We start from the raw sequence: 25205 nt of genomic DNA, 5'->3' as shown, positions 1-25205 counted from the left end.
TGGTCGGTGAGTTCGCGAGTGCGGCGAAGCGGGGCTTACTTGCCCAGTTTTCTGCGCTGCACTCGCGTGCGGCGCAGCAGCTTGCGGTGCTTTTTCTTCGACATACGCTTGCGCCGCTTCTTAATTACTGAACCCATGAACTCCGCTATCTGACCTGTGACCGCTTCTTAAGGACTGCTGAAGTAATTGAAAACTTCGGGGTCACTTTACCCGGCGGGCCGCACCGAACACCAAACCGCCGGTCGCGCGGCCGGTTGAACGGCCACGCGCCACGCGTCGTCCCGATCGGTCCGCCGGCGTCTCGCGGCGAGCGCGGGCTCAGCCGGCGTCGAAGTAGGACGTCTCCAGCATGTCGTGCACCGCCTTGGCGTGCACGCGGAAGGACCGGCCAACTCGTACCGCCGGCAGCTCTCCGTTGTGCACCAAGCGGTAAACCGTCATCTTGGAGACCCGCATCAGGGCCGCCACCTCGGCGACGGTGAGAAATTGTGTCCTTGCCTGGCTATCGGCCGAAGCTGTGTCCCGCGGCTTACCTGCGGAATCTCGCGCCGATGGCCCATTGGTAGACGTCATCGCAACCCAATCGTGTCAGGCCCGCGCAACGCCAGCGGCTTCCCCTCCGCTGGCACCCACACGGGCATACAGAAAGGAGAATAGCGGGACTAGTGGGGTTACTGGTACTGGTGGGGGACAATCAATTTGAAATCTTTAAATTATTCCGATGTAATTCTCAGCTGCTCAGAGCGCGTTTTTGCGGCCTGAACGGCCGCGTCGACGGCTGTGCGCAGCCCCCCTCGTTCGAGTTCGCGCAGCGCAGCGGCGGTCGTACCGCCCGGTGAGGTCACCATGGCACGCAGTTGCGCCGCGGTGGCATCCGACTGCTTGCCCATTGCCTCGCTGTCGGCCGGCCCCGGCCCTTGATCCAGCCGTTCCAGCAGCAGCGCCGCCGATCCAGCCATCGTCTGTGCCGTCAGGTCCGTCGCCACGCCCCGGCTCAGACCCGCCGCGACGCCCGCGTCCACCAGCGCCTCGACCATCAGAAAGAAATACGCGGGTCCCGAGCCCGACAGTGCGGTCACCGCATCCATTTGGGATTCGGGCACGGTCAGCACGCCGCCGACCGCGTCGAACAGCGCCGACACCTCCTGGAGCTGCGGCGGGGTGACGAAACGGCCCTTGGCCAGCGCGGTCACCCCCGCGCCCACCACTGCGGCCGCGTTCGGCATCGCCCGGACCACCGGCGTCCCGGCGGGCAACTTGGACTCGAAGGAGGCGAGCGTGATCCCCGCCGCGACGGTGACGAAAACCTGCTCGGCGCTGTCGCCTTCGACCGCGGAAGCCGCTTTGCTCAGCTTTTCCATCACCGACTCGACGTCGGCGGGCTTCACCGCGACGACGATGAACGTCGCGCCGCTCACCGCATCGCCCACTGACGATGTGACCAGCACCGAATACGTGTCGGCCAGGTACTTGGCGCGTTCCTGGACACGTTCGGCCACCACCAGGTCCTTGACCTTTCGCCCGGACCGAAGCAGACCCGACAGCAGGGCCTCGCCCATGCTGCCACCACCGATGATCGCGATTCTCGCCACGGAGAAAGCATCGCAGACGGCCGGGCTTCGCCCGGCTACCGGGGCGCGGGCACCAGCGCCAGTTGCCGGGACTGCGCGACCAGCCGGCCCAGGCTGTCGACGACGATGTGGTCCTCGTCGAACCAGTCGTGCCCGATCTCCAGGCAGGTACAGATCACGCGCAGCCAGCCGTCGGCGGGCAGGGCGCGAAGGAAGGCGGTCAGCTGGATCGTGGGCGCCCAGCCGGTGCGCTCCACGGCGAACGTCACCGGTGCGGACAGATCGCCGCACATCAGCGCGAAGAGGCCGTCAGGAGCGACACCACGCGGCCGCGCCCACATCTGCAGCATCGGGGGCCGCCCGTCGGTGCTGGGCGCCAGCGTCGACAGCAGCGGCCGCACATCGCAGCCCTCGCCCAGGTGCACCAGGCCGGCCAGCGGGTGGCCGGGCCCGATCGGTTCGATGTCGTCGGGCGGTTCCGGCGACATCAGGTCCAGGACCGGATTCGCCGACAAAAGCGGCGCGGTGTCGCCGCCGGGTTCGAAGTGCTCCGGCTCGCCGAGGTTGACCACCGCGTGCACGGCCGTGCGATCCCCCTGGGTGAGTTCGACGTCGACGACGCTGATCCGCCGGCCGCGCTTGCGGATCGACGTGATCAGCCGCATCGGCCCCGGGTCGGGTGCCCACAGGAAGCTCGCCGACACCGCCACCGGTTCGTGCCCCGCCTCGGCACAGGCGTGACGCGCCGCGTTGGCACACAACGCCAGCATCGCGCCGCCGTGCACCTTGGGACCGATGGTCCAGTGCGTGTTGAGCTCTCCCTCGAATACCCCCGGATCGACCTTCCGCAGCGTCATTGCAGTGGTGAATAGCGCGGTCATGGTCTCCTGAGGGGTCACTGCGCGGTCAGCGCATCAGATGCGTGCGGGCGAACTGCAGCGATTCGGCGAGCATGGCTTCGCGCTCGCTGGCCGAGCGGGCGCTGGACGTGGACACCTCGAGGATGGCGTGGCCGGCGAAATGGCCGGCCGCCAGCAGCTGGCACACCTCGGCGGTGGGTTGAGTGCCGCGCCCGGGCACCAGATGCTCGTCGGCGGGCAGGCCGCTGCCGTCGCACAGATGCAAATGCACCAGCCCGGCGCCCATCCGCTCGGTCATTTCCAGCGCGTCGGTGCCGGCGGTCGAGGTATGCGACAGGTCCAGCGTGTAGTGCGCGTGGTTGCCGTCCAGCGGGTCGTAAGACGGCGAGAATGCCGAAATCGCCGGGCCCGGCCCGCCGCCGCGCCGGCGCATCCGTTCCCGCGACTGGTCGGTCCCGAAGAACCGGTCCGCCCGGAACGGGAACATGTTCTCCACCGCGACCATCACGTCGCTGGACGCTTCCAGGGCGGTCACCTGTTCGCTGAATCCTTCGGCGTAGCGACGCTGCCAGCGGAACGGCGGGTGCACGACGACGGTTTGCGCGCCGAGTTCCTCGGCGGCGCGCACGCTGCGTTCCAGCTTGGGAATCGGATTGGAGCCCCACACCCGCTGTGAGATCAGCAGGCAGGGCGCGTGGACCGAGAGGACCGGCACCTGATAGCGCTGCGACAGCTTCTTGACGGCCGAGATGTCCTGGCTGACCGACTCGCTCCACACCATCAGCTCGACGCCGTCGTAGCCCAGCCGGGCCGCGTACTCGAATGCGGCCTCGGCCCTCAATGGGTAGACCGAGGCCGTGGACAGGCCGACCTTGATTGCTGGGCGCACTGTTGGGGGCGACGCCTAGCCGGACTGCATCGATAGCGCCAGCGGTCCCAGGGTGATCAGCGCCCCGACTGCCACCGCGATCAGCGTGCTCGCGATGTCCTCGGTTTTGCGCACCACCCGCACTCCGGCCACCAGACCGAGTATGACCAGCACCGACAGGACCAGGGCCACCAGGCTATTCCATCGCCACAGCTGGTCGAACGCGATGAAGAGCCCGGCGCCGAATGCGACGGCCAGCATCGACTGCAACACGATCAAGCTGCCGCGCCAGAGCGCCTCGAGTTTGCCGGGCGCCGGCTGGGTGTCCTTGGGTTTGTCCGCGCGCGCGACGTCGACGCCGGCCTTAACGGGCGCCTCTTCCGAGGTCGACGCGTCCGCGTCGGCACCCTCTCGCTGGTCGCTGCGCCGCCGGGCCACTTCGTCGGCGAGGGTCTGTCCGCCGAACAGCGTCGAATCAGACGTCTGCAGGTAGGAGCGCACGTAAGCGGAATCCTCGGTCGCGGGTTCGGCTTCGCGCACGTCGGAATCCATGACGTCCACCGGAATGTCGGCGTAATGGTCGACCGGGTCCGGGCTCATGTCCTCGGCGCCGGAGGGTGCCGCGGGCTCACCGGCGGGCCCGGCCGGTTTCTCGGCGGGCGGCCCGGCCTCGGGTGTATCGGGACGGCGCGTGGGCCGGGGGTAAGCACTGCGCTCGGGCCCTACCCGGGGCGGCTGCGGCGGCGACTTGGGCCAGCGGGGCTCGGGCCGGGCCGCCTCGGGCCGGGCCGCCGGCGTGGGCCGGTCCTCGGTGACCGGTTCGGCGACGACGGCTTGCGAGGCGGGTTCGGGCGCCGCTTCGAGATCGGCCTCGGGTTCGGCGACCTCGACGGCCCCATTGGCCTCGTGTGTTGTCTCGCCGTGCTCTTCGTCGTCGCGGATGACGGGAATCTCGCCGGTCAGTTCGGCGACGGTGACCGTATCGCTGTCGCCGCGCCGGCGGCGCCGTCGCCGGGTGACCGCCGGGGCGCCGATGGTGCCATTCCTGGCCAGCAGTTCGGCCACCGAGATGGGCCGAGTGCCGGGGCTCTCGGTCTCTGGGTGTGGTCCGGTCATGGTTTGTCGCCTCTCGATCGGCTGGCGTTCCGATCTGCTGCCTGACCTCCAGCATTGCGCACCGAAGTCTCTACGAGGGCTGTTCCGTCGGCTTCGCTGTCGAGCTTGCGCAAGATGAGACCTTCCCGTAACGCCCACGGGCAGATATCCACTGTTTCGATCGACAGCGCTCGCATACTCGCCTCCGCCACCAAAGCGCCCGCCACGATCTGCGGCGCCCGCTCGGCGCTGACTCCTTCCAATTCCGCCCTGTCAGCGGTGGTCATCCTAGATATGAAAGATATGAGTTGCCTGAGGCCGTTGGCCGTCAGCGTCCGCTTGACCCGCGGTCCGGCGGCCGAGGGCGCCGCACCGGTCAGCCGGGCCAACGACCGGAACGTCTTCGACGTTGCCACCGCGAGGTCCGGGGCGCCAGCTTCGAGCACGGCGAGGCTGGCGTCAGCCAGCTCGGCGTCCAGCCAATCGCGCAGCATCGCCACCCGGCGCCGCCCGGGCGGGTCGTCGGGCAGCCACTCGCGGGTCAGCCGCCCGGCACCCAGCGGCATCGACAAGGCGACTTCGGGTTCTTCGTCGACGCCGCTGGACAGCTCCAGCGAGCCGCCGCCGATGTCGAGGTTGATGATCCGCCCGGCACTCCATCCGTACCAGCGGCGCACCGCCAGGAAGGTCAGCCGCGACTCGTCCACCCCGGTCAGCACTTGCAACGCGACACCGGTCTCTTTGCGCACCCGGCTCAGCACGTCGTCGGAATTCTCGGCGTCGCGGACCGCGGAGGTGGCGAAGGCCATCAGCTCCGCGCAGCCTGAGCTGACGGCGATCTTGGCGAACTCGTCGATCGTGGAGATCAGCTTTTCGGCCCCGCGCTTGGTGATCTTTCCCGAGCTGTCGGTGGCTTCGGCCAACCGCAAGGTGGCCTTCGTCGAACTCATCGGGGTGGGGTGCCCACCGCGGTGGGCGTCCACCACCAGCAGATGGACCGTATTGCTACCCACGTCGAGCACGCCTAATCGCACGAAAACAAACTAGCGGGACAACGATGAGCCGTGGGTTGCGCCCCGCTGAGGAGAGTGGCAATTCACACCGGTGCCGGCTCGGGTGTCAGCGAAGCGAACAGCAGGAATATTGGTCTAACGTTGCATCCGTGGCGAATTCGCACCCCGAGCCCGGGCAAGAAGTGGAATTGGATTTTGCCCGTGAATGGGTGGAGTTCTTCGATCCGGACAACCCGGAGCACTTGATCGCGGCCGACCTCACGTGGTTGCTGTCGCGCTGGACGTGCGTGTTCGGCACCCCGGCCTGCCGCGGCACGGTCGAGGGACGCCCCGACGACGGGTGTTGCTCGCATGGCGCGTTCCTGTCCGACGACGACGACCGCGCCGGCCTGGACGACGCCGTCAAACAACTCACCGACGCCGACTGGCAATTCCGCGAAAAAGGTTTGGGCCGTAAGGGATATCTCGAACTCGACGAGCACGACGGTCAACCGCAACACCGCACCCGAAAATACAAGGGCGCGTGCATTTTCCTGAACCGCCCCGGTTTTCCCGGCGGCGTCGGCTGCGCGCTGCACAGCAAGGCCCTCAAGCTGGGCGTGCCGCCGTTGACGATGAAACCCGAGGTCTGCTGGCAGCTGCCGATCCGGCGCAGTCAAGAGTGGGTGACGCGGCCCGACGGCACCGAGATCCTGAAGACCTGGATCACCGAATACGATCGCCGCGGCTGGGGCTCTGGTGGTGCCGACTTGCACTGGTACTGCACCGGCGATCCGGCAGCGCACGTCGGGGCCAAGCAGGTGTGGGAAAGCCTCGCCGACGAACTCACCGAGCTCCTCGGTTCCAAGGCCTATGCCGAATTGGCGGCAATGTGCAAGCGCCGCAGTCAATTAGGGCTCATCGCCATCCACCCGGCGACGCGAATCGCGGAGTAGCCCCCGCAGGTCAGGTCGACTGCGACCGGTACGCCGCGACCATTCGCAGCGCGCTGGCAAGCAGATACGCCTCGACAGCCGCGGCAGCCGCGGCGTCGTCGCGCGCCAGCACCGCCTCGGTGATCGCCCGCAGATCGGCAATCACCGGCTCAGGCTCGTCGTAGGCCGGTGTGAGCTCATGCTCGCGACCGCCGAAGGAATGGTCGACCCAGCGATACAGCAGCCCCAACGCACGGTTACGCGTGCCGTGGATGAGCACCTGGAAGAAGGCGAGGTCGGCCGCCTGGCGCGCTGCGGCGCTGTCGGCGTCCTGCACGCCGGCCAGCGCGGCGCGCAACGCCTCGTCATCTTCGGGACCGCACCGTTGCGCGGCCAACCGCCCGATCAACGGGCCCAGCGCCGCGCGGATCTCGAGGAGCTCGACCAAAAACTCGGGACCCAACTTCCGTATCAACGCTTCGACCACAGCGGGGTGGGTGAGTTGCTGAGGATCCCGGACCACGTTGCCGCTGCCGTGCCGGGCCTCGATCAGGCCCATCTGCTGCAGCCGCGCCAGACCCTGTCGCAGCGACGTGCGGTTGACCCCGAGTTGCTCGGCCAGCTCCCGCTCCGGCGGCAGCGCCGAGCCCGGCGGGAACGCGCCGTCGAGGATCGCGTCGGCGATCGACGCGGTGATCTGTTCGTCCACCCGCTGGCGGTCGGGTGGCCGAAGCACATTTGACTGGTTCATTGGTTCAACCAATATAGTGGGCGAGACCGACAACGTGGTGGAGGCGACGCGGTGGACGAGAAGCTATTGGCCGCGGCCGCGCGCTGGCGGGGCAAGACAGGTCGGCTGGAGGTCTGGTACGCCACCCTCTCGGACCCGTCGACCCGGGCCGGCCTGTGGATTCACTGCGAAACGGTCGCACCGAGCGACGCTCGCGCCCCTTACGCACACGGCTGGGCGACCTGGTTTCCGGCCGACGCCGCACCGCACACCGAGCGTTTCGGACCCGAGCCGGTTCAACCGGCGATCGGCGCCTGGTTCGACTCGGCCGGGGTGCGCGCGGCTCCCGAAGAACTGACCGGACGAGCCGGAGCCCTGGCTTGGGAACTGGCCTGGAAAGACGCCGGCGCGCCACTGTGGACCTTCCCGAAGCCGGTGTGGGATCGCGAACTGCTGCCCGGGGCTCAAGTCGTTCTCGCTCCGACCGCCGACTTCACCGGCGCACTGACCGTCGGCGGCCTCACCCATCACGTCGACGGCTGGCGCGGCGGCGTCGCCCACATCTACGGACATGGCAACGCCAAACGCTGGGGCTGGATCCACGCCGACCTCGGGAACGGCGACGTCCTGGAGGTCGTCACCGCGGTATCACACAAACCGGGCCTGCGCAGGCTGGCGCCGCTGGCGTTCGTTCGCTTTCGTATCGACGGAAAGGATTGGCCCGCAAGCACATTGCCGTCACTGAGAATGCGCACCACCCTCGGCCTGCGGCACTGGCAGCTGGAAGGACGCATCGGCGGTCGCCGCGTGCTCATCCGCGTCGACCAGCCGCCGGAGCGCTGCGTGAGCCTGGGTTATACCGATCCCGACGGCGGCACGGCGGTGTGCACCAACACCGAACAGGCCGACATCTACGTCGAGGTCGACGAACGCCGGTGGTCGGTGCTGGGCACCGGCCACGCCGAAGTCGGCCTGCGCGGCAGCGAGGCGCCCGCCCTCAACGAAAGGACAACGACATGAGCTTTCTGCTCGACCCGCCGCTGCTGTTCGCCTCCGGACTGCTCATCGAGCGCCAACTGCCGCCGGATCGCCGCGATGCCGCCGAGGCCGCCACGCTGGGCGTCTTCTTCGGCGGATCGTTCGGCCTCTACCACAACGTGCCCGGACTGGGCATGCTGTGGCGCCCCTTCCGTGCCCGCAATGGCCGCGACTTCATGTGGAACAGCGGGGTTTTCGGCGTCAAGACCGAGGAGGCGGGCTGGCCGCTGCACGCGGCGGCGGGGGCCATCTTCGCGACCTACCCGTTCTTCATCAAATTGGGCCGCCGGCTCGGGCGTTTGGTATGAGCCGCCGGGCCGCGTTGGCCTCGTTCGGCACCGCGCTGCTGCCCGAGGAGCACGGCGGTCCGCCATCGGCTCAATTGGTCGACCGCGTCGAGCGCTACCTCACGCAGCTGCCCGCGACGACACGGCTGGCGGTGCGGGCCGGACTGCTGTGCATGAGTGCGGCAAGCTACCTCACCACCGGTCGCTCGAATTCGCGCCTCGACGCCGGCCAGCGTGATCAAGTGCTGCGCCGGCTCGCCGCACTCGGCCCGGATGCCGGAGTGGCCGTCGAGGCGATGAAGGCGATCGTCCTGCTTGCCAACGGCGCGGATACCTTTGCCCCAGAGCTACTTTCACGGGCGCAGGCGCACGATACGGCGCGCCCCGATGCGCGCCTGACGGTCATCTCCTCGGCCGATAGTCGCTCCGTGATGACCGCCGATGTGGTGATCGTCGGCTCCGGTGCCGGCGGCGCCATGGCGGCGCGCACCCTGGCGCAAGCCGGCCTCGACACCGTGGTGCTCGAGGAGGGACGCCGTTGGACGGTTGAGGAGCTGCGCACTACCCATCCGATCGACCGATATGCCGGGTTGTATCGCGGCGCCGGCGCAACCGTCGCACTGGGACGCCCGTCCATAGTCCTGCCCCTGGGCCGGGCGGTCGGCGGCACCACCATGGTGAACTCCGGAACGTGTTACCGGCCACCGCTTTCGGTGCAGCGGCGCTGGCGCGACGAGTTCGGCCTCGACCTGGCTGACCCGGACCGGCTGGCCCACCATCTCGACGATGTCGAGCGCACGCTGCGGGTCGCGCCGGTGCCCCTGCAGATCATGGGTCGCAACGGGCGCCTGTTGCTTGATGCCGCTGCGACGCTGGGATGGGACGCGGCACCGATCCCCCGAAACGCGCCGGGCTGCGAAGGTTGTTGCCAATGCGCGATCGGCTGCCCCCGCAACGCCAAGTTCGGTGTGCACCTCAACGCGCTGCCACAAGCCTGCGCCGCGGGCGCGCGGATCATCTCGCAGGCGCGCGTCGAACGGGTACTGCACCGCAACGGCCGGGCCCGCGGAGTGCGGGCCCGACGGCCAGACGACACCGCGCTGGACATCCTCGCCGAGTCGGTGGTGGTTGCCGCCGGCGCCACCGAGACACCGGGATTGTTGCGGCGCAGCGGGTTTGGTGCGCATCCGCGCCTGGGCCGAAATCTCGCGCTGCATCCGGCGACGATGCTCGCCGGGCGCTTCGCCGATGATGTGTACGCCTGGCACGGCGTGTTGCAGAGCGCGGCCGTCCACGAATTTCACGAGTCGGACGGCGTGTTGATCGAAGCAACCTCGACGCCGCCGGGAATGGGGTCGATGGTCTTTCCCGGCTACGGCGCCGAGCTGCTCGGCTGGCTCGACCGCGCACCTCAAGTCGCGACGGTCGGCGCCATGGTCGCCGACCGCGGAGTGGGCTCGGTCTTCGCGGTGCGCGGCGAGACAGTGATGCGCTACAACATCTCTCGTGCCGACATCGCCAAGCTGGTGACCGCCGTCGAGGCGATGGGCCGCCTGTTGTTCGCGGCGGGTGCGGTCGAGGTGCTCACCGGTCTGCCCGGCGCACCGACGGTGACGTCGCTGTCGGCCTTAAGGGATGCGCTGAGCCGCAGCAATCCCAGGAGCCTGCACCTGGCCGCCTTCCATCCCACCGGCACCGCGGCGGCCGGCGCAGATGAACAGGTCTGCCCCGTCGACACAGCGGGACGATTGCGCGGCATCGACGGAGTGTGGGTTGCCGACGCGTCGATCCTGCCCAGCTGCCCCGAGGTGAACCCGCAGGTGTCCATCATGGCGCTGGCGCTGGCGGTCGCGGACGAGGTGGTCGCGGCTCGCTGATGCGGTGTGCATCCTCGGGTCGAGGGTGCGGCGCGGGCGCCGCCGCGCCGGTGGTGCCGCCACTCGTGTTAGGAAGGGGAGTGCCGGTTCCCGACTTCATCGTTGAGTTGCGTCGCGCGATCGGCCATGCGCCGTTGTGGTTGCCCGGCGTTACCGCCGTCACCATTCATGAGCACAAAGTGCTGTTGGTGAAGCGCTCGGATAATGGCGCCTGGACAGCGGTGACGGGGATCGTGGAACCGGGCGAGAATCCGGCGGATTGCGCTGTGCGCGAAGTGCTCGAAGAAACCGGGGTTCAGGTGCAGGCTGTCAGACTGGCCTGGGTCAAGGTGGGCCAGCCGACGGTGCACGCCAACGGCGATCACGCGCAGTACCTGGATCACATATTTCGGATGAACTGGCTATCCGGGGAGCCGTATGCGGCCGACGACGAGCGCACCGAGGCGAGATGGTTCGATCTCGACGAGTTGCCACCGATGACAGCGAACATGCGCCGGCGCATCGAAGTAGGCGCGGCCGACGAGGAGCGGACCCTGTTCGACTCCTCGCGCGGCGATGAGTTGGCGCCGCGGGCCCCATGACGGTGCCCTTGCCGACCGCGGGCTGGGGCTACCCTTCGAGCTTGTAGCCCAGCCCGCGCACCGTCACCAGGTGCACCGGGTTGGCCGGGTCGGCTTCGATCTTGGACCGCAGCCGCTTGACGTGGACGTCGAGCGTCTTGGTGTCGCCGACGTAGTCCGCGCCCCACACCCGATCGATCAGCTGTCCACGGGTCAGCACCCGGCCGCTGTTGCGCATCAGGTACTCGAGGAGGTCAAACTCCTTGAGCGGCAACGTGATTGTGTCGCCGTTCACCGAAACGACATGCCGCTCGACGTCCATCCGGACCGGACCGGACTCCAATACGCCGTCACTGATCTCGGAGTCGTCGTCGCCGCCCCGGCGCAGCACCGCCCGGATCCGGGCAATCAGCTCGCGCGCCGAATAGGGCTTGGTCACATAGTCATCGGCGCCGAGCTCCAGGCCGACAACTTTGTCGATCTCGCTGTCCCGGGCCGTCACCATGATCACCGGCACGCTGGAGCGAGCGCGCAGCTGCTTGCAGACGTCGGTGCCCGACATGCCCGGCAGCATCAAATCAAGCAGCACGATGTCCGCGCCTGCCCGGTCGAACTCGGACAGCGCCGCTGACCCATCGGTCACCACGGTGGCTTCGAAGCCCTCCTTGCGAAGCAGGAAGGCCAGTGGATCGGCAAGCGACTCCTCGTCCTCCACGATCAGCACACTGGTCACGGGCGCCACTCCTCCTCATCGCTGCGCTCTGCATCGTCGTATCCGCGGGTCATCGACTTAGTTCTTCCTCTCGTTGGGACCTGTTGGGCCGCGCCTCGCGGGCCCGGGGTTGCTCGGTTTCTTCGTCGCTATCGGTGTCCTGATAGGCCGGGATCGACAAGGTGAACGTCGAACCGGTTCCCGGCTTGCTCCACACCCCGATGCTGCCGTCATGATTGGCCGCAACGTGTTTGACGATCGCCAGCCCCAGCCCACTGCCACCGGTGGCTCGCGAACGCGCCTTGTCCCCCCGGAAAAACCGCTCGAAGACCCGCTCCTGGTCTTCTAGCGCAATCCCGATCCCGCGGTCGGTAACCGCGATCTCGATGTTGTCGCCACGACGGCGACGGCTGATCGACACCGGCGAACCCGGCGGCGAGTAGGCGATCGCATTAGAGACCAGATTGGCCAATGCGGTCACCAGCAGCGTTTGGTCCCCCAGTACCCGCAAACCGGAGGGCGCGTCGGTGCGAATCTCGATCTTGGCATTGTCCGCAGCCACCTTGTGGCGTGAAATCGCTTCGGCCACAACGGTATCGACCTCGACAGCGACAACGTTGGGCAATCGCTCGGCACCCTGCAGCCGGGAGAGCTCGATGAGCTCAGCCACCATGTCGCCCAACCGGTTGGCCTCGATCAGCACCTTCTCGGCGAAGCGGCGCACGGTTTCGGAGTCGTCCGCCGACGCCAGCAGGGCCTCGGCGAGCAGCGCCATGGCGCCGACCGGCGTCTTGAGCTCGTGGCTGACGTTGGCTACGAAGTCGCGCCGCGTGGCTTCCATACGCGCATGGTCGGACTGGTCGTGAACGAAGACCACAGCGAACCGGCGGTCTTCCTCACTGAGCAGCGTTGCCTGCCCGTGCACCGATATCCCGGACCGTCCGGCGGCCCCGCGCTTGCCGGGCTGTAGGTCGAACTCGACGACCTCCCCGCCCAGCGCCTGCTGCGCCGCTTGCCAGGCTTGGTCGTCGAGCTGCCGATCGCGCACCAGGCCCAATTCCTTGGCCCGCTCGTTGAGGTAGACGACGTCGCGATGCGAATCCACGACCGCGGCGCCCAGCGGCATCAGGGTGACGATTCGTTGCAGCATCTGCGCGACGGTGATGCCGGTCGACTCGGTGGCCACGCGCTGCCGCCGTTGCACCACCCGTGCGGACAACCGAGTGCCGGCCGCCACTCCGACGGCCAGCGCCAGCAAGGACAAGACCCCGGCCAGCAACAGCGCCGAGAACACAGTCACGAACAAAATCCTACAAATCTGGTGAACGCAGCCCTAGCGGAACGAGGCCAAAATCGGACAAGTCACAACTTGCGCTACAGGTGTTCGGCTGTCGTTCATGCGGAATTTGGCCTACGGGCTTTCCGCGCTCAAAAGCGGCGAAAATGAACCGCGTTTGAATCCTACCGGGCACCCTGGCTGGCTACCGCCGCGGCGCCCGCAGCCGCTGCTTCCGGGTCCAGGTAGGTGCCGCCGGGCACCACCGGACGCAGATCGGCGTCCAGGTCGTAGCGCAGCGGAATGCCAGTCGGGATGTTCAACTCGGAGATCTCGTCGTCGGAGATCTGGTCGAGGTGTTTGACGAGGGCGCGCAGCGAGTTGCCGTGGGCGACGATCAGCACCGTCTTGCCGAAGCGCAGATCCGGGACGATCACGTCGGTGAAGTACGGCAGGAAACGCACCACCACGTCGGCCAGACATTCGGTGAGCGGGCCGCCACTGATGTCGGCGTAGCGCGGGTCACCATCCTGGCTGAACTTGCTGCCCTTCTCGATCGGCGGCGGCGGGGTGTCGTAGCTGCGCCGCCAGGCCATGAATTGCTCGTCCCCGTAGCGGGCCTTGGTCTCGGCTTTGTCCAGGCCTTGCAGCGCCCCGTAGTGGCGTTCGTTGAGCCGCCAGCTGCGTCGTACCGGGAGCCACAGCCGGTCGGCGGCGTCCAGCGCCAGGTGCGCCGTGGTGATCGCGCGGCGCAGCAGCGAGGTGTACAGCACGTCGGGCAGCAGGCCGTGCTCGGTCAGCAGCTCGCCGCTGCGAACCGCTTCGGCCCGGCCCTTTTCAGTCAGCCCGACATCGACCCATCCGGTAAACAGGTTCAGCGAGTTCCATTCGCTTTCGCCGTGGCGAAGCAGTACCAGCGTCGCAGTGTCACCCATGCCGGTCAGTCTCTCACGCAGGGTGCGACGCGCGCCGAGCGTAAGGGCACTGCGAAAATCGGGCCCAGAAATCGCAGCCACGTTACGCTCGCGAGCTGGGCTAGCCGTCTTCGTCGTCGATCAGGTGGGCGAACGCCTCCAGATTCTTCAACGATTCGCCCCGCGATACCCGCCAATCCCATTCCTTCTGGATCGACGAGCGAAAACCCAACTCCAGCAACGTATTGAAGTCCGAATCCACCGCTTCGAGCACTTGCCCGAGCACCCGGTCGATCTCGTCGGCATCCACCGAGGCCAGCGACATCCGGCCGACCAGGTAGATGTCGCCGACGTTGTCCAGCGTGTAGGCGACTCCGTACAGCCGGCGGTTGCGCTTGAGCAGGAACCGGTACACGCCCTCGTGGTTCTCGTCGGGCTTGCGGCACACGAACGCCTCGATGCGCACCGAGTGCTCGCCGATGCTCAGGATCGTGTTGGTCTTGAGCCTGCGCTCGCCGGGCAACTCCACCACCAGACCCGGCAAACCGCCATGTGCGCCTTCATGTTTCGAGTACGTCAGCTCGCTGGCATCGAGCGCACGCTCGATCACCTGCTGCACCGACGGGGTCATGCGCCAACCCCGCGACGCGGCGTCCAGCGACGCGGTTTACGCGCCGCCACCCGGTCGCGCACCCGGCGCTGCCGTGCGGCGGTGAAATCGCCGATGGCGCGCCGATAGCTGGCCAGCAACGCGTCGGTGGTGTGCTCCCACGAGAACGTCGCCGCGTGCGCGGCCGCGGCCCGGCTCATCGCCGCGCCCCGCGCCGTGCCGTCCAGGCGCAGCAGCTCGTCGAGTGCGCGGGCCCAGTCGTCGACGTCATGCCCTGGCACCAGCGAGCCGGTGACACCGTCGCGCACCGCGACCGGCAGCCCGCCGACCGCTGCCGCCACCACCGGCGTGCCGCACGCCTGCGCCTCGACGGCGACCAAGCCGAAAGACTCCGAATAGCTGGGCACCGCAACAAGATTCGCGGCCTGGAACAGGGTCGCCAAGTTCGGCCGGGACTGCGGCGGCAGAAAAGTCACCCGATCGCTGATCCCGAGTTCGTCGGCCAGGCGAACCAGTCCGTCCGGGGTGGCCAGACCACTGCCCGAAGGGCCGCCGGCCACCACGATGCGCACCCCCGGCAGTTTCGCCGCTGCCCGCAGCACGATGTCGGGCGCCTTCAGCGGCTGGATTCGTCCGACGAACACCACGATCTGTTCGTCGAGCCCAAGCCCCAGCGCGGCACGGGCCGCCCGGCGTTCGCCCGGATGGAACACCTCCAGGTCGACGCCGGGATGGACCACGTCGATCCGCTCGGGGACGGCATGGTGGATCGAAACCAATTGCCGCGCTTCGTCTTCGGTGTTGACGATCAGCCGGTCCGCCTCATCGACGACCTGCTGCTCCCCCACCGTGCGCAGCGGCGGCTCAGGCCTGTCTCCGGCGGCCAGTGCGGCGTTCTTCACCGCGGCCAGGGTGTGCGCGGTGTGCACCAGCGGCACCGCCCAACGGTCGCGCGCCAGCCAGCCGACCTGTCCGGACAGCCAGTAGTGCGAGTGCACGATGTCGTAGTAACCGGGCTCATGCGACGCCTCGGCACGCAGCACCCCGGCCGCGAACGCACACAGCTGGGTGGGCAGGTCGTATTTGTCCAAGCCCTCGAACGGCCCGGCCACGACGTTACGCACCAGCACGCCGGGCTCAACCTCAACGACCGGCGGATCGGCCGACGCGGTGGCCCGGGTGAAGATCTCCACCTCGATGCCCCGCCGGGCCAGATGCAACGCACTTTGTAGCACGTACACGTTCATCCCGCCGGCATCACCGGTACCCGGTTGAGCCAGGGGCGAGGTGTGCACTGCCAACAGCGCGACCCGGCGCGGATCGCTGCGCAGGAGGACGTCGTCGTGCCGCACTCCTTCATCTTTACAGCACGGTCCGGCCACCGGCCTAAGGCGTTCGCGTTAGGCGGACGACTCGTCGACGGCTTCCGGGATCCGGGAGCCGATCACCCCGGCGCGGCGCATCGCGCCCAGCGGGTCGGCGTAGAGCCCGCCCAGGGACACGATGCCCGCCCCGGCCTCTTGCACGCGGTTACCGAAGGCCGTGACGCGGATATCCCGCGGCGGCAACACCGAACGCTCGGCGAATGCCACCTCCACCTGCTCCATCGCCTCGGGATACTCGGTGAATGCCTGGCCGCCGACCACCAGTTCGTCGGGGTTGAGCAAGTCGCGCAGCAGCGCGACCGCCTCACCCAGGACTCGGGCGCGCTCCGCGAGCAGGTCCTTGGCCGGCTGGTTGCCGGCCCGGGCCAGACGCAGCAGATCGGTGATGCCAGCGGCGGGTCCGTTGGCGCGCCCAGCCGGGGCCGGGGGCAGGATGCGCAGCCGGCGAGCCGCGGCAAGCACGGCCTCGTCGCTGACCGTGGACTCCAGCTGCCCGGTGCCGCCGAGCAACTCGGAGTGCGCGGGCAGGCCCGCGATCGTGCCCGGACCGCTCGACGGGCAGTGCACCCGTCCGCCGATCACCAGCGCGTAGCCCACGGTTTCGCGGGCGTAGACGTACAGGCTGGTCGGCGAGCTCGGCGCGAACCGCCGCATACCCAGCAGCAGCTCGGCGCCGGCCATCGCGTCCACGTGCGAAGCCACCGACACCGGCAGGCTCAGCGCGTCGGCCAGCACCGGCCCGACGGGCGCTTGCCGCCAGCCCAGCCGCGGGTGGTCGACGTGGCCGGTGGCGCCGTCGACAGTGCCACCGATGGCGACCCCGACCCACAACGGCCGCCGGCGGTGCCAGCGCCTCAGATAGCGGGTGGCGCTTTCGGCCAGCGACGTCAGAGCGGCGGCCGGCGGGCTCAGCGGCGTCGGCGTTTCCACCGTGTCCAGCGTGCGGCCGAACAGGTCGGTGGCCACGATGCTGGTGGTCCGCGCACCGATGTGGATGCCCAGCGCCACGAACGGTTCGTGGTTGATCTCCACCGGAACCCGTGGGCGTCCGATGGCTCCGGAGACGGCCAGGTCTGCGCGTTCCCGCAGCAGGCCCGCGTCGAGCAGGGCGATGACCTGCCGGTTCACCGTCGCGATGCTCAGCGAGGTGACCCCGGCGATGACGTCGCGGCCGACCGGGCCGCGCAGCCGGACCGCCCGGAACACCGAGGCCGCGGCCGAGTCGGAGATGTGCAGCGACGGCGGCAGGATCTGGCGGTGCAGCCGCAGGTGGCCCGCACGGCTGGGCGAATGATGGGTGTGGGTGAGAGAAGTCGAGCGCACGAGCGTCCTTTGTCCGAGTTCCAATGGCCGGTCTTGGCCACAACCTGTTTTGGGTTCAGGCGCGGCAAAGTGCGCGGCAACAACACGCACATGCCGCGCAAAGACACGCGGCAGTGTTGTTGAACAGGGCGCTGTGGTGCACCTCAGGAATTTAGCACGTTTATTAGAGTTGGCTCAGTGAGTTCAAATAACGCGCATCAACGGGTTGCGGTAGTGACCGGTGCCAGTTCCGGGATCGGCGAAGCAACAGCCAAAACCCTTGCCGCCCTTGGGTTTCACGTCGTCGCTGTGGCAAGGCGCGAGGACCGGATAACCGCCCTCGCGAAAGAGATAGCCGGCACCGCAATTGTGGCTGACGTCACAGACGACGCGGCAGTAGCCGCGCTCGCCAGCAAACTGGGCCGGGTCGATGTATTGGTCAACAACGCCGGCGGCGCTCGCGGATTGGCGCCCGTCGCCGACGCCGACCTCGAGCACTGGCGCTGGATGTGGGAGACCAACGTGCTTGGGACGCTGCGGGTCACCCGCGCACTGCTGCCCAAGCTGATCGACTCCGGCGACGGCCTGATCGTCACCGTCACCTCGGTGGCCGCGCTCGAGGTCTACGACGGCGGTGCCGGCTACACCGCGGCCAAGCACGCCCAGGGCGCGGTGCACCGCACGCTGCGCGGTGAACTGCTGGGCAAGCCGGTGCGGCTCACCGAAATCGCGCCGGGCGCAGTGGAAACCGAGTTCTCACTGGTGCGATTCGACGGCGATCAGGAACGCGCGGACTCGGTCTACGCCGGCATCACACCGCTGACGGCGGCCGACGTGGCCGAGGTGATCGGGTTCGTGGCGTCACGGCCGTCCCACGTCGACCTGGACCTGATCGTGCTCAAGCCACGCGATCAGGCCAATGCGATGCGGTTTAACCGCCAGGGCCAGGCGAGGACGTAGTCGTCGTCGTGGTCGTGGTGGTCGGCGTCCCCGACAGACTCGGCGCCGTCGACGGCGTGACCGGCGCGGTGACGGGGATCTGACTGGCCGGCGGGTGCGCATTGGGCGGTGGTAGAGCCGACATGGCCACCCAGGTGTCCCAATCGACGGCCCAGTCCCAGATGTCGCCGTCGGAGTAGGACAACTGGATCGAGCTGCCGGTCACCTCGACCGGGTCGCCGTACATCGCGGTCGGGTAGTACTCCGCGGCGTCCTCGGTCGACAGGTTGATGCAGCCGTTGGTGACGTTCGTGTTGCCTTGTGCGCCAGCGCTCATCGGGTTGGCGTGAATGAACTCGCCGTTGTTGGAGATCCGCACCGCCCAGCGTTCGTGTACGTGGCTGTAGCCGGCCGCGGGGTTGGACATGTAGAAGTCCGCGTACTTCTCGGTCACCACGTGGATGCCGTTGCGGGTGACGTTGCGCGCCTTGTCGGCCTCGCCGTAGCTGCACGGGAAGTCCATGATCACGCCCGCGTCGGTGACGACCTGGATGCGGTGCGACGACACCTCCGCCTTGACGACCTGCTTGCGGCCGATCTGGATCTTCAAAGACATGTCCTGCAGGCCGTAGGCGCCGTCGCCGAACGGCAGGCCGTAGAACTTGGCGTCGACGTTGATGGTGGTGCCCGCCGGGTAGTACTCGCGCGGCCGGTAGTGGATGCGCGCGCCCTGCTGCTCGTCGGGCAGCCAGGCCCAGCTGCCCTCGACGGGCGGGTTGGTGGTGATGGTCAGTGCCCGTTCGACGGCGGCCTTGTCGCTGATCGGCGCGTCGAACTGGATGATGATCGGCGCGGCGACGCCGACCGTCTGGCCGTCGGCCAACTGGAATCCGCCGTCAATCTTCTTGCTGGGCGCGACGGTGGTTAATTTGCCCGTCACGGGCACGGTCTTGCCGTCGTGGCCGACGACCGAGCCGCTCCAGCTATAGCTGGTGTCATAGCCCAACGGCTCGGTGGTCGTGTAGACGGTGCGGTCGGAGTTGAACGCTCCGGCAACGACCTTGCCGGCCGAATTCGTCAACGCCACCTTCTGGAACCAGCCGTCGCTGACCATGACGCTGACCGGCGCGATGGGAACCACATCGGCAGCGGCCCCCTGGTTGTCCAAGGCGGGCTGGTATTTCAGACTCGGCGCCGACTGCTCCTTGTTCTTCTGCGCTTGCTTGGCCGCGGGGCCGCTACAGGCGGCCAGCACGCTCGGCGCGAACACACCCAGCCCAAGGGCTGCCAACGCCAGCCGCCGATTGATCGGCGGCTGTTCGGGGGATGTGCTCACGACAATAAAAGATACCGGCAGTACCGACACCGCTTGCGCCACGACGAGTCGCGAAAGCCTACAGACACACCGAATCCACAGCTAAAGGCGGCAGCCGAGCAGCACCGGTTCGGGTTCCAGTGTGATGCCAAACACGTCACGGACCCCGTCGCGAATGGTTCGCGCCAGGGTGATCACATCCGCTGTGGTGGCGTTGCCCCGATTGGTCAGAGCAAGCGCGTGCTTGGTGGACAACCGGCAGGGCGCGGCCGGGTCGCCGGGATAGCCCTTGCCGAAGCCCGCGTGCTCCACCAGCCACGCGGCGGCCAGCTTGACGCCGTCGGGCGCCGGGTAGTTGGGCACCGGCCCGTCGGTGCGCCCGGCCAGCGACTCATAGAACTGCGGCGCGACGACGGGGTTGGTGAAGAACGAACCCACGCTCCAGGTGTCGTAATCGGCGGCGTCGAGCACCATGCCCTTGCGCGCACGCAGGGCCAGCACCGCCTCGCGTACCGCGCGCGGGTCCGCACGCTCACCGCTGGCCGCATTCAGCGCCGCGGTGAGCTCGCCGTAGCGCAAGGGCGCGCTGCGGCCCGAATCGTCCAGTGCGAACTCCACTTCCAGCACCACGCCAGGCACCTGCTGACCGGCCCGCTTGAACATGCTGGTGCGATAGCCGAAGGCCAGCTCGTCGCCGGGTATCCAGCGCACCGCACCGCTGCCGCGATCCAGCACCCGCACCCGGGTGATGGTGTCGGACACCTCCGCGCCGTAGGCGCCGACGTTTTGCACCGGCGTGGCTCCCGCCGATCCCGGTATGCCGGACAGGCACTCGAGGCCGCCCAGCCCGCCCTCGATCGCCGCGACGACCACGTCGTCCCACACCGCCCCGGCCTCGGCGCGCAGCAGGTGGCCGTCCACGGTGATCCCGCGGGTGGCCAGGTGCACGGCGGTCAGGTCCGTCAGGTCGTCGGCGATCACCAGATTGGAGCCGCCGGAGAACACCAGCACCGGCCCGTCACGTGCGCCGTCCAACTCGTCCAGCACGCCGACAACCTGTTCGCTGCTGGTGCAGGTGATCAGGCGTTGCGCGACCGGTCCGACGCGCAACGTGGTCAGCGGCGCCAGCGGCACCGCCTCAGCGACGCGCGCACCAGCGAAGATCGATCCGGTCACGGCCCGTAACGGTAGCCTGACCTGCTATGCCCCGCTCATTCGACTTGTCCGCCGACTATCAGGACAGCGTCGAAGACCTGCACCGGGCGTTCGCCGAGCCCGACTACTGGCGGGCCAGGCTGGCCGACATTCCGGTCGACGAGGCGCGGCTGGAGTCGATCCGCTTGGGAGGGGAATCCGGCGACGACGGCACCATCGAAGTGGTGACGCTGCAGGAAGTGCACAGCCATAACCTGCCCGCGATGGTCACCCAGTTGCACCGGGGCGATCTGTTCTTCAGACGCGAGGAGACGTGGGGGCCGGTCACCGACGGCGTCGCCACGGCGTCCATCAAGGGCTCGATCGTGGACACCCCGGTGAACGTCCTGGGCACCGCCGAACTGTCGCCGATTGACCGCGGCGGCGCACGCCTGACGTTCCGGGTCAGCATCCACGTCCGGATTCCGCTGATCGGCGGCAAGGTGGAGAACATCATCGGCACGCATCTGGCCGATCTGGTGAGCAGGGAGCAGCGCTTCACCACCGAATGGATCACCAACAACGCGTGATTCGCTTCTAAGCTGGCGGCCATGCGAATCGCGTTGGCGCAAATGCTGAGTGGCAGCGATCCGGCGGCCAATCTGGAACAGGTGCGCGACTACACCGCCCGGGCCGCCGACGCCGGCGCGACGCTGGTGGTGTTTCCCGAAGCGACCATGTGCCGGTTCGGCGTCCCGCTGGCACCGATCGCCGAGCCGGTCGACGGGCCGTGGGCCGACGGGGTGCGGCAGATCGCGACCGCGTCCGCCGTCACGGTGATCGCCGGTATGTTCACCCCGGCCGGCGACGGGCGCGTGACGAACACGCTGATCGCGGCCGGGCCCGGCACACCGAATCAGCCGGACGCCTACTACGACAAGATCCATCTCTACGACGCGTTCGGCTTCACCGAGTCGCGCACCGTCGCCCCAGGCCGGGAACCGGTGGTGATCACCGTCGACGGCGTCGGGGTGGGGTTGACCGTTTGCTACGACATCCGCTTCCCCGAGCTCTACACCGAACTGGCCCGGCGCGGCGCCCAGCTCATCGCGGTCTGCGCGTCCTGGGGCTCGGGTCCGGGAAAGCTTGCACAGTGGACCTTGCTGGCCCGCGCCCGCGCGCTGGACTCGATGAGCTACGTCGCCGCGGCCGGCCAAGCCGATCCCGCTGCCACACTGGCGGGCTCGGGATCTTCCGCGGGCGCCCCGACCGGCGTCGGCGGCAGCCTGGTGGCCTCGCCGCTGGGCGAGGTGGTCGCCTCGGCCGGTCCCGACCCACAACTGGTACTGGCCGACATCGACACCGCCTTGGTCGCGAAGGCTCGCGAAAGCATCGCGGTGCTGCGCAACCAGTCCGACTTTGCTCGTAGCGATAGGGCAGAATCGGTTGGGTGACGAACCCGCAAGGACCACCGCACGAGGGCCCGTCCACGTGGGGGGCCAGCGAGGATCACGGTCCGTTCGGCCCGACCTCCGCCCCGACCGAGCAGCACTATCCGGCCGGGGCGGACACGCAGCAGGCCAGCTATGCGCCGCCGCCGCTGCCACCGCTGAGCCCCACCGAGCGGGTCAGCCGGCCCAGCGAGCAGCCCGAGCCGCCGGCAAAGAAGAAGAGATTTCGTGACCCGCTGTCCATCGTTCTGATCTGCGTCATCGTGGTGTCGCTGCTGCTCGCGGGGCTGATCGGCGGCGAGCTCTACGCCCGCCACGTGGCCGACACCAAGGTCGCCGAGGCGGTGGCCTGCGAGGTCCAAGACCAGGCCACGGCGTCGTTCGGAGTCGCGCCGCTGCTGCTGTGGCAGCTCGCGACGCAGCACTTCACCAACATCTCGGTGTCGACGGCCGGCAACCAGATCCGCGATGCCAAGGGCATGAAGATCGACATCGTCATCAAAGACGTCAAGCTGGACCGGACGTCGTCGTCCAAGGGCACCATCGGATCGCTCGATGCGACCATCACCTGGACCAGTGACGGCATCAAGGATTCGGTGCAGAACGCGGTCCCGGTGCTGGGCCCGTTTGTCACCAACAGCGTGACTACCCATCCCGCCGACGGCACCATCGAACTGAAGGGAATGCTGGACAACATCACGACCAAGCCTGTGGTGTCCGGCAAGGGGATTCAGCTGCAGATTCAGAGCTTCAACGCGCTGGGCTTCACGCTGCCTCGCGAAAGCGTCCAGTCCACCCTCGACGCGTACACCGCGAAGCTGACCGCCGACTACCCGCTGGGTATTCACGCGGACAGCGTGCAAGTGACCCCGACCGGCGTGACGAGCCATTTCTCGACCCAGAACGCCACGATCCCGGCCGGTGAAAACAACGATTCCTGCTTCGCCAACATCTAGGGCTTGCCCGGCTGGGTATTGCCGCCCTGGCACGCCGCGGGGCCGCCGCTAGGGGCCGGCGTCAGCCGAGTCCGTCGAGGACGGCCCGTGTCCCGGATAGGCCGAGCCTGGTCGCCCCGGCGTCCAGCATCGCGACCGCGTCGGCCGCGGTGCGAATGCCGCCGCTGGCCTTGACCCCCAGGCGACCGCCGACGGCCTCGGCCATCAGCGCGACGGCCCGCACCGACGCGCCGCCCGCGGGGTGAAACCCGGTCGAGGTCTTGACGAAGTCCGCGCCGGCCTCTTCGGCTGCCCGGCACACGTCGGTCAGCGTGCGCCCGTCCGAATCACCCAGCAGCACAGCCGATTCCACGATCACCTTGAGAACGGCGTCGGGTATGGCCGCGCGCACCGCCGCGATGTCGGAACGTACCGCGTCCAGCTCGCCGGCCAGCGCGGCGCCGATGTCGATGACCATGTCGACTTCACTCGCCCCGGATGCCACCGCCTGGGCGGCCTCCTGCGCCTTGATCGACGAGACGTGCTTGCCGGACGGAAAGCCGGCCACCGTCGCGACGCGGACCCCACCGGCCGCCGCGGCGACCGGGACCATCGACGGTGATACGCACACCGCGTAGACGGCCAGGTCCGCGGCTTCGGCCAGCAGCGCGACCACGTCGGCGCCGGTGGCCTCGGGTTTGAGCAGCGTGTGGTCGACGAGTGCCGCGAGCTGTTCTCGACGCATCATCAGTTGGGCTCCTCCGGGCCGCCGGGATTACAGCCGGACGCGGCCATCTCGGCGTCGTCGACGACGGGCCGCCACGGTTCGAGGTTCCAGCTCGTCTTGCCGGGTTGCGCCAATTCGGCGAATTGCCAATGGCAGATGAATTGGGCATGCATGCCGGGGGTATCGGCGTTCGGTGCCATCGCCAACACCTCGGCCCAGGCCTCGTCGGCCGCACCTGGGTTGTTGGGCTCGCGGGAGGCCAGCCGCCCCGATGGCGTCGGAAAGACCCGCAAGCTGGCCAGCCGCCCCGACTGCGTCCACTCGGTGTGACCGACAAACGGCGGGTTGGGGTTGACCGCACCGGTGCCGGGATCGGCCCGGGCGGTGCCCGTAACGGGCCCGGTGGGCACCCAGACCAGCAGCGCGAAGCCCGCGGCCAGCACGGCCTTCACCGAGTCAGCGCGACTTGCCCTGGATTTCGAGAAGTTTGGGCCGCACGTCGACCAGGTAGACACCCGCCGCGCAGGCGGAGATCGCCATGCCGAGCACGCCGAAAACGAAGCTCAGGATCGATGTCAACGCAACGGCCAGGCCCAGGATCACCAGCCATACCGGCTTGGTCAGCTTATCCGCAGCGGTGTAAGCATCGGGTCGCTGCATCGCCGCATGAATGAATGCGTACACCGACATCACCAGGACGCCGATCTGCAAGACCAACATGACGGTACCCACAGCATGATTCACGACTCAAGGGTATGCGGGCAGCGTCGTAAACGTCGAATCCGAGTTGCCCCGAAGGGCAACTCGGTATCCGAAACTACTTCTGGGTGACCTTCTTGGCGGGAGCCTTCTTCGCCGGAGCCTTCTTGGCCGGAGCCTTCTTGGCCGGCGCCTTCTTGGCCGGAGCCTTCTTCGCCACTGCCTTGGTCGCCGACTCGGCCTTCTTGGGCAGCTCGATGCCGACCAGCTTGGCGGCCCGCTCGCCGACCGCGCGGGTCTGGTTGGCCACGGTGCCCAGCGCTTCCTGGGTCAGCTCGACGGCCTGGTCGACGTAGCCCTCGGCGCGCGCCTGGGTCTCCTCGAACGGCCGCTGGCTGCGCAGCCGCTGCAGCGCAGCCTCGCCGCGCTCGACCAGCTCGTTGTAGCGGTTGGTCGCGGCGTCCAGGTAGCCCTCGGCGGCCTTACGCAGTTCCTCCGGGGTGAAGCGCTCACGCAGCTCGGTGAACTGTTCGGGCAGGTCTTCCTGCAGCTTGGCGATGCGAGCGCGGCTCTCCTCGACCCGGCTGCGGGTGTCGGTGCGGGTGTCCTCGGCGCGGTCACGCAGGCTGCCGATGAGCTCGTTCACGGTGGCCAGGGCCAGGTCTGCCGCGCCCAGGGCCGCCAGCAACGGCGCCCGCAATTCTTCGATGTTCGTGTTTTCAGCCATGGTGTTTCCTTTCATGGTTCGTTGTCGTTCTCAGGGTTGGAGTGTTTGGTATGGAAGTCGAGGCAAGCGTCGGCTCCTGGTGCGTGGAGTGGTCAAGACCCGCGGATTGACCTGGCACGCGACTTGCCGATAAACCTCCTGGTTGGTCGGGTCGGGTTGACGATCGAGTGGGTGTCGGCGCAGCGTCGCGCCGCGGAGTAAGTGGGAATCGGTGCATCCTTCCCTTCTGGGTAACCCGGCGGCCGTTGGGCGATACGTCACCAACT

The 25205-nt window shown here is 68.2% G+C and carries 29 protein-coding genes; 9 read left to right on the top strand and 20 right to left on the bottom strand.

Annotated elements, in window-relative coordinates:
- Positions 1-35 precede the first annotated feature (35 nt).
- The 7 genes from AC5Y5O_RS01650 to AC5Y5O_RS01620 all read right to left on the bottom strand — a co-directional run bounded on the left by AC5Y5O_RS01650 (position 36) and on the right by AC5Y5O_RS01620 (position 5428).
- Entirely contained in the window at positions 36-137 is a 102-nt protein-coding gene (locus AC5Y5O_RS01650; protein WP_003402602.1) for a 30S ribosomal protein bS22, read from the bottom strand.
- Between the two features lie 181 nt (positions 138-318).
- Positions 319-573, bottom strand: a complete 255-nt coding sequence (locus AC5Y5O_RS01645; RefSeq protein ID WP_036466538.1) for a cell division/environmental response transcriptional regulator — start codon at positions 571-573, stop codon at positions 319-321.
- A gap of 140 nt (positions 574-713) precedes the next feature.
- Positions 714-1592, bottom strand: a complete 879-nt coding sequence (gene proC, locus AC5Y5O_RS01640) for a pyrroline-5-carboxylate reductase (RefSeq protein WP_500023431.1) — start codon at positions 1590-1592, stop codon at positions 714-716.
- A 35-nt stretch (positions 1593-1627) separates the two neighbouring features.
- A complete protein-coding gene (locus AC5Y5O_RS01635; RefSeq protein ID WP_096284500.1) occupies positions 1628-2452 on the bottom strand; it encodes a thioesterase family protein in 825 nt (274 codons plus the stop codon).
- Positions 2453-2477: 25 nt separating this feature from the next.
- Entirely contained in the window at positions 2478-3320 is an 843-nt protein-coding gene (locus AC5Y5O_RS01630; RefSeq protein ID WP_500023429.1) for a sugar phosphate isomerase/epimerase family protein, read from the bottom strand.
- Positions 3321-3335: 15 nt separating this feature from the next.
- The gene (locus AC5Y5O_RS01625) at positions 3336-4415 is read right to left on the bottom strand and encodes an Rv0497 family membrane protein (RefSeq protein WP_500023427.1); all 1080 of its coding nucleotides are present in this window, start codon (positions 4413-4415) and stop codon (positions 3336-3338) included.
- Entirely contained in the window at positions 4412-5428 is a 1017-nt protein-coding gene (locus AC5Y5O_RS01620; protein WP_207768452.1) for a Ppx/GppA family phosphatase, read from the bottom strand. Before AC5Y5O_RS01620 ends, AC5Y5O_RS01625 begins: the two co-directional genes overlap by 4 nt.
- A gap of 128 nt (positions 5429-5556) precedes the next feature.
- Here AC5Y5O_RS01620 and AC5Y5O_RS01615 point away from each other — a divergent pair, with 128 nt between their 5' ends.
- The gene (locus tag AC5Y5O_RS01615; protein WP_096284494.1) at positions 5557-6342 is read left to right on the top strand and encodes a DUF3109 family protein; all 786 of its coding nucleotides are present in this window, start codon (positions 5557-5559) and stop codon (positions 6340-6342) included.
- 10 nt (positions 6343-6352) lie between these two features.
- Here AC5Y5O_RS01615 and AC5Y5O_RS01610 read toward each other — a convergent pair whose 3' ends face one another.
- Complete coding sequence (locus tag AC5Y5O_RS01610) at positions 6353-7072, bottom strand: FadR/GntR family transcriptional regulator (protein ID WP_207768451.1); 720 nt, start codon at positions 7070-7072, stop codon at positions 6353-6355.
- 51 nt (positions 7073-7123) lie between these two features.
- Between AC5Y5O_RS01610 and AC5Y5O_RS01605 the strand changes: the two genes are divergently transcribed.
- The 4 genes from AC5Y5O_RS01605 (at position 7124) to AC5Y5O_RS01590 (ending at position 10834) form a co-directional block, all read left to right on the top strand.
- Entirely contained in the window at positions 7124-8071 is a 948-nt protein-coding gene (locus AC5Y5O_RS01605; protein WP_096284490.1) for a tocopherol cyclase family protein, read from the top strand.
- A complete protein-coding gene (locus AC5Y5O_RS01600) occupies positions 8068-8397 on the top strand; it encodes a hypothetical protein (RefSeq protein WP_096284488.1) in 330 nt (109 codons plus the stop codon). The genes AC5Y5O_RS01605 and AC5Y5O_RS01600 overlap by 4 nt, the downstream gene beginning before the upstream one ends.
- Entirely contained in the window at positions 8394-10253 is a 1860-nt protein-coding gene (locus tag AC5Y5O_RS01595; protein ID WP_096284486.1) for a GMC family oxidoreductase N-terminal domain-containing protein, read from the top strand. The genes AC5Y5O_RS01600 and AC5Y5O_RS01595 overlap by 4 nt, the downstream gene beginning before the upstream one ends.
- An 80-nt stretch (positions 10254-10333) precedes the next feature.
- Complete coding sequence (locus AC5Y5O_RS01590) at positions 10334-10834, top strand: NUDIX hydrolase (RefSeq protein WP_500023423.1); 501 nt, start codon at positions 10334-10336, stop codon at positions 10832-10834.
- 28 nt (positions 10835-10862) lie between these two features.
- Here the strand turns inward: AC5Y5O_RS01590 and regX are convergent, their stop codons facing one another.
- The 6 genes from regX to AC5Y5O_RS01560 all read right to left on the bottom strand — a co-directional run bounded on the left by regX (position 10863) and on the right by AC5Y5O_RS01560 (position 17033).
- Complete coding sequence (gene regX / locus AC5Y5O_RS01585) at positions 10863-11546, bottom strand: two-component sensory transduction protein RegX (RefSeq protein WP_090599796.1); 684 nt, start codon at positions 11544-11546, stop codon at positions 10863-10865.
- Positions 11547-11595: 49 nt separating this feature from the next.
- Positions 11596-12825: a sensor histidine kinase gene (locus tag AC5Y5O_RS01580; RefSeq protein WP_500023420.1), complete on the bottom strand. Its 1230-nt coding sequence runs from the start codon at positions 12823-12825 to the stop codon at positions 11596-11598.
- 161 nt (positions 12826-12986) lie between these two features.
- Positions 12987-13736 carry a phosphoglyceromutase gene (locus tag AC5Y5O_RS01575; protein WP_096284480.1) on the bottom strand — a complete coding sequence of 250 codons (750 nt, stop codon included), beginning with the start codon at positions 13734-13736 and terminating at the stop codon, positions 12987-12989.
- 100 nt (positions 13737-13836) lie between these two features.
- Positions 13837-14346 (bottom strand): type III secretion system chaperone family protein, encoded by a 510-nt coding sequence (locus AC5Y5O_RS01570; protein ID WP_500023418.1) that lies wholly within the window; start codon positions 14344-14346, stop codon positions 13837-13839.
- A complete protein-coding gene (gene mshA, locus AC5Y5O_RS01565) occupies positions 14343-15677 on the bottom strand; it encodes a D-inositol-3-phosphate glycosyltransferase (protein WP_165796293.1) in 1335 nt (444 codons plus the stop codon). The genes AC5Y5O_RS01570 and mshA overlap by 4 nt, the downstream gene beginning before the upstream one ends.
- A 48-nt stretch (positions 15678-15725) precedes the next feature.
- Positions 15726-17033, bottom strand: a complete 1308-nt coding sequence (locus tag AC5Y5O_RS01560; protein WP_096284477.1) for an ROK family protein — start codon at positions 17031-17033, stop codon at positions 15726-15728.
- A gap of 177 nt (positions 17034-17210) precedes the next feature.
- Between AC5Y5O_RS01560 and AC5Y5O_RS01555 the strand changes: the two genes are divergently transcribed.
- Positions 17211-17972: an SDR family oxidoreductase gene (locus AC5Y5O_RS01555; RefSeq protein WP_096284475.1), complete on the top strand. Its 762-nt coding sequence runs from the start codon at positions 17211-17213 to the stop codon at positions 17970-17972.
- Here AC5Y5O_RS01555 and AC5Y5O_RS01550 read toward each other — a convergent pair.
- Together AC5Y5O_RS01550 and AC5Y5O_RS01545 are read right to left on the bottom strand one after the other, a co-directional pair.
- Positions 17944-19329 (bottom strand): L,D-transpeptidase, encoded by a 1386-nt coding sequence (locus tag AC5Y5O_RS01550; protein ID WP_500023415.1) that lies wholly within the window; start codon positions 19327-19329, stop codon positions 17944-17946. The genes AC5Y5O_RS01555 and AC5Y5O_RS01550 overlap by 29 nt on opposite strands.
- A 39-nt stretch (positions 19330-19368) precedes the next feature.
- The gene (locus AC5Y5O_RS01545) at positions 19369-20442 is read right to left on the bottom strand and encodes a UDP-N-acetylmuramate dehydrogenase (protein ID WP_096284471.1); all 1074 of its coding nucleotides are present in this window, start codon (positions 20440-20442) and stop codon (positions 19369-19371) included.
- A gap of 26 nt (positions 20443-20468) precedes the next feature.
- Between AC5Y5O_RS01545 and AC5Y5O_RS01540 the strand changes: the two genes are divergently transcribed.
- The 3 genes from AC5Y5O_RS01540 to AC5Y5O_RS01530 are packed head-to-tail and all read left to right on the top strand — an operon-like array spanning position 20469 to position 22807.
- Positions 20469-20990 (top strand): DUF2505 domain-containing protein, encoded by a 522-nt coding sequence (locus AC5Y5O_RS01540; protein WP_500023412.1) that lies wholly within the window; start codon positions 20469-20471, stop codon positions 20988-20990.
- 21 nt (positions 20991-21011) lie between these two features.
- On the top strand, positions 21012-21854 hold the full coding sequence (locus AC5Y5O_RS01535; protein ID WP_096284467.1) for a carbon-nitrogen hydrolase family protein: 843 nt from the start codon (positions 21012-21014) through the stop codon (positions 21852-21854).
- Complete coding sequence (locus AC5Y5O_RS01530; protein ID WP_096284465.1) at positions 21851-22807, top strand: LmeA family phospholipid-binding protein; 957 nt, start codon at positions 21851-21853, stop codon at positions 22805-22807. The genes AC5Y5O_RS01535 and AC5Y5O_RS01530 overlap by 4 nt, the downstream gene beginning before the upstream one ends.
- A 61-nt stretch (positions 22808-22868) precedes the next feature.
- Here AC5Y5O_RS01530 and deoC read toward each other — a convergent pair whose 3' ends face one another.
- From deoC to AC5Y5O_RS01510, 4 genes are all read right to left on the bottom strand, one after another.
- A complete protein-coding gene (deoC, locus tag AC5Y5O_RS01525; protein ID WP_096284463.1) occupies positions 22869-23534 on the bottom strand; it encodes a deoxyribose-phosphate aldolase in 666 nt (221 codons plus the stop codon).
- Entirely contained in the window at positions 23534-23965 is a 432-nt protein-coding gene (locus AC5Y5O_RS01520; protein ID WP_096284461.1) for a DUF2599 domain-containing protein, read from the bottom strand. Before AC5Y5O_RS01520 ends, deoC begins: the two co-directional genes overlap by 1 nt.
- 4 nt (positions 23966-23969) lie before the next feature.
- Positions 23970-24257: a DUF2516 family protein gene (locus AC5Y5O_RS01515; RefSeq protein ID WP_207768449.1), complete on the bottom strand. Its 288-nt coding sequence runs from the start codon at positions 24255-24257 to the stop codon at positions 23970-23972.
- A 73-nt stretch (positions 24258-24330) separates the two neighbouring features.
- The gene (locus AC5Y5O_RS01510) at positions 24331-24939 is read right to left on the bottom strand and encodes a heparin-binding hemagglutinin (protein ID WP_096290847.1); all 609 of its coding nucleotides are present in this window, start codon (positions 24937-24939) and stop codon (positions 24331-24333) included.
- Positions 24940-25205: the final 266 nt, after the last annotated feature.

Source organism: Mycobacterium sp. NGS40 (assembly GCF_059812735.1).
The sequence above is the reverse complement of the archived record's forward strand: the minus strand, read 5'-3'. Positions and strand labels throughout refer to the sequence as shown.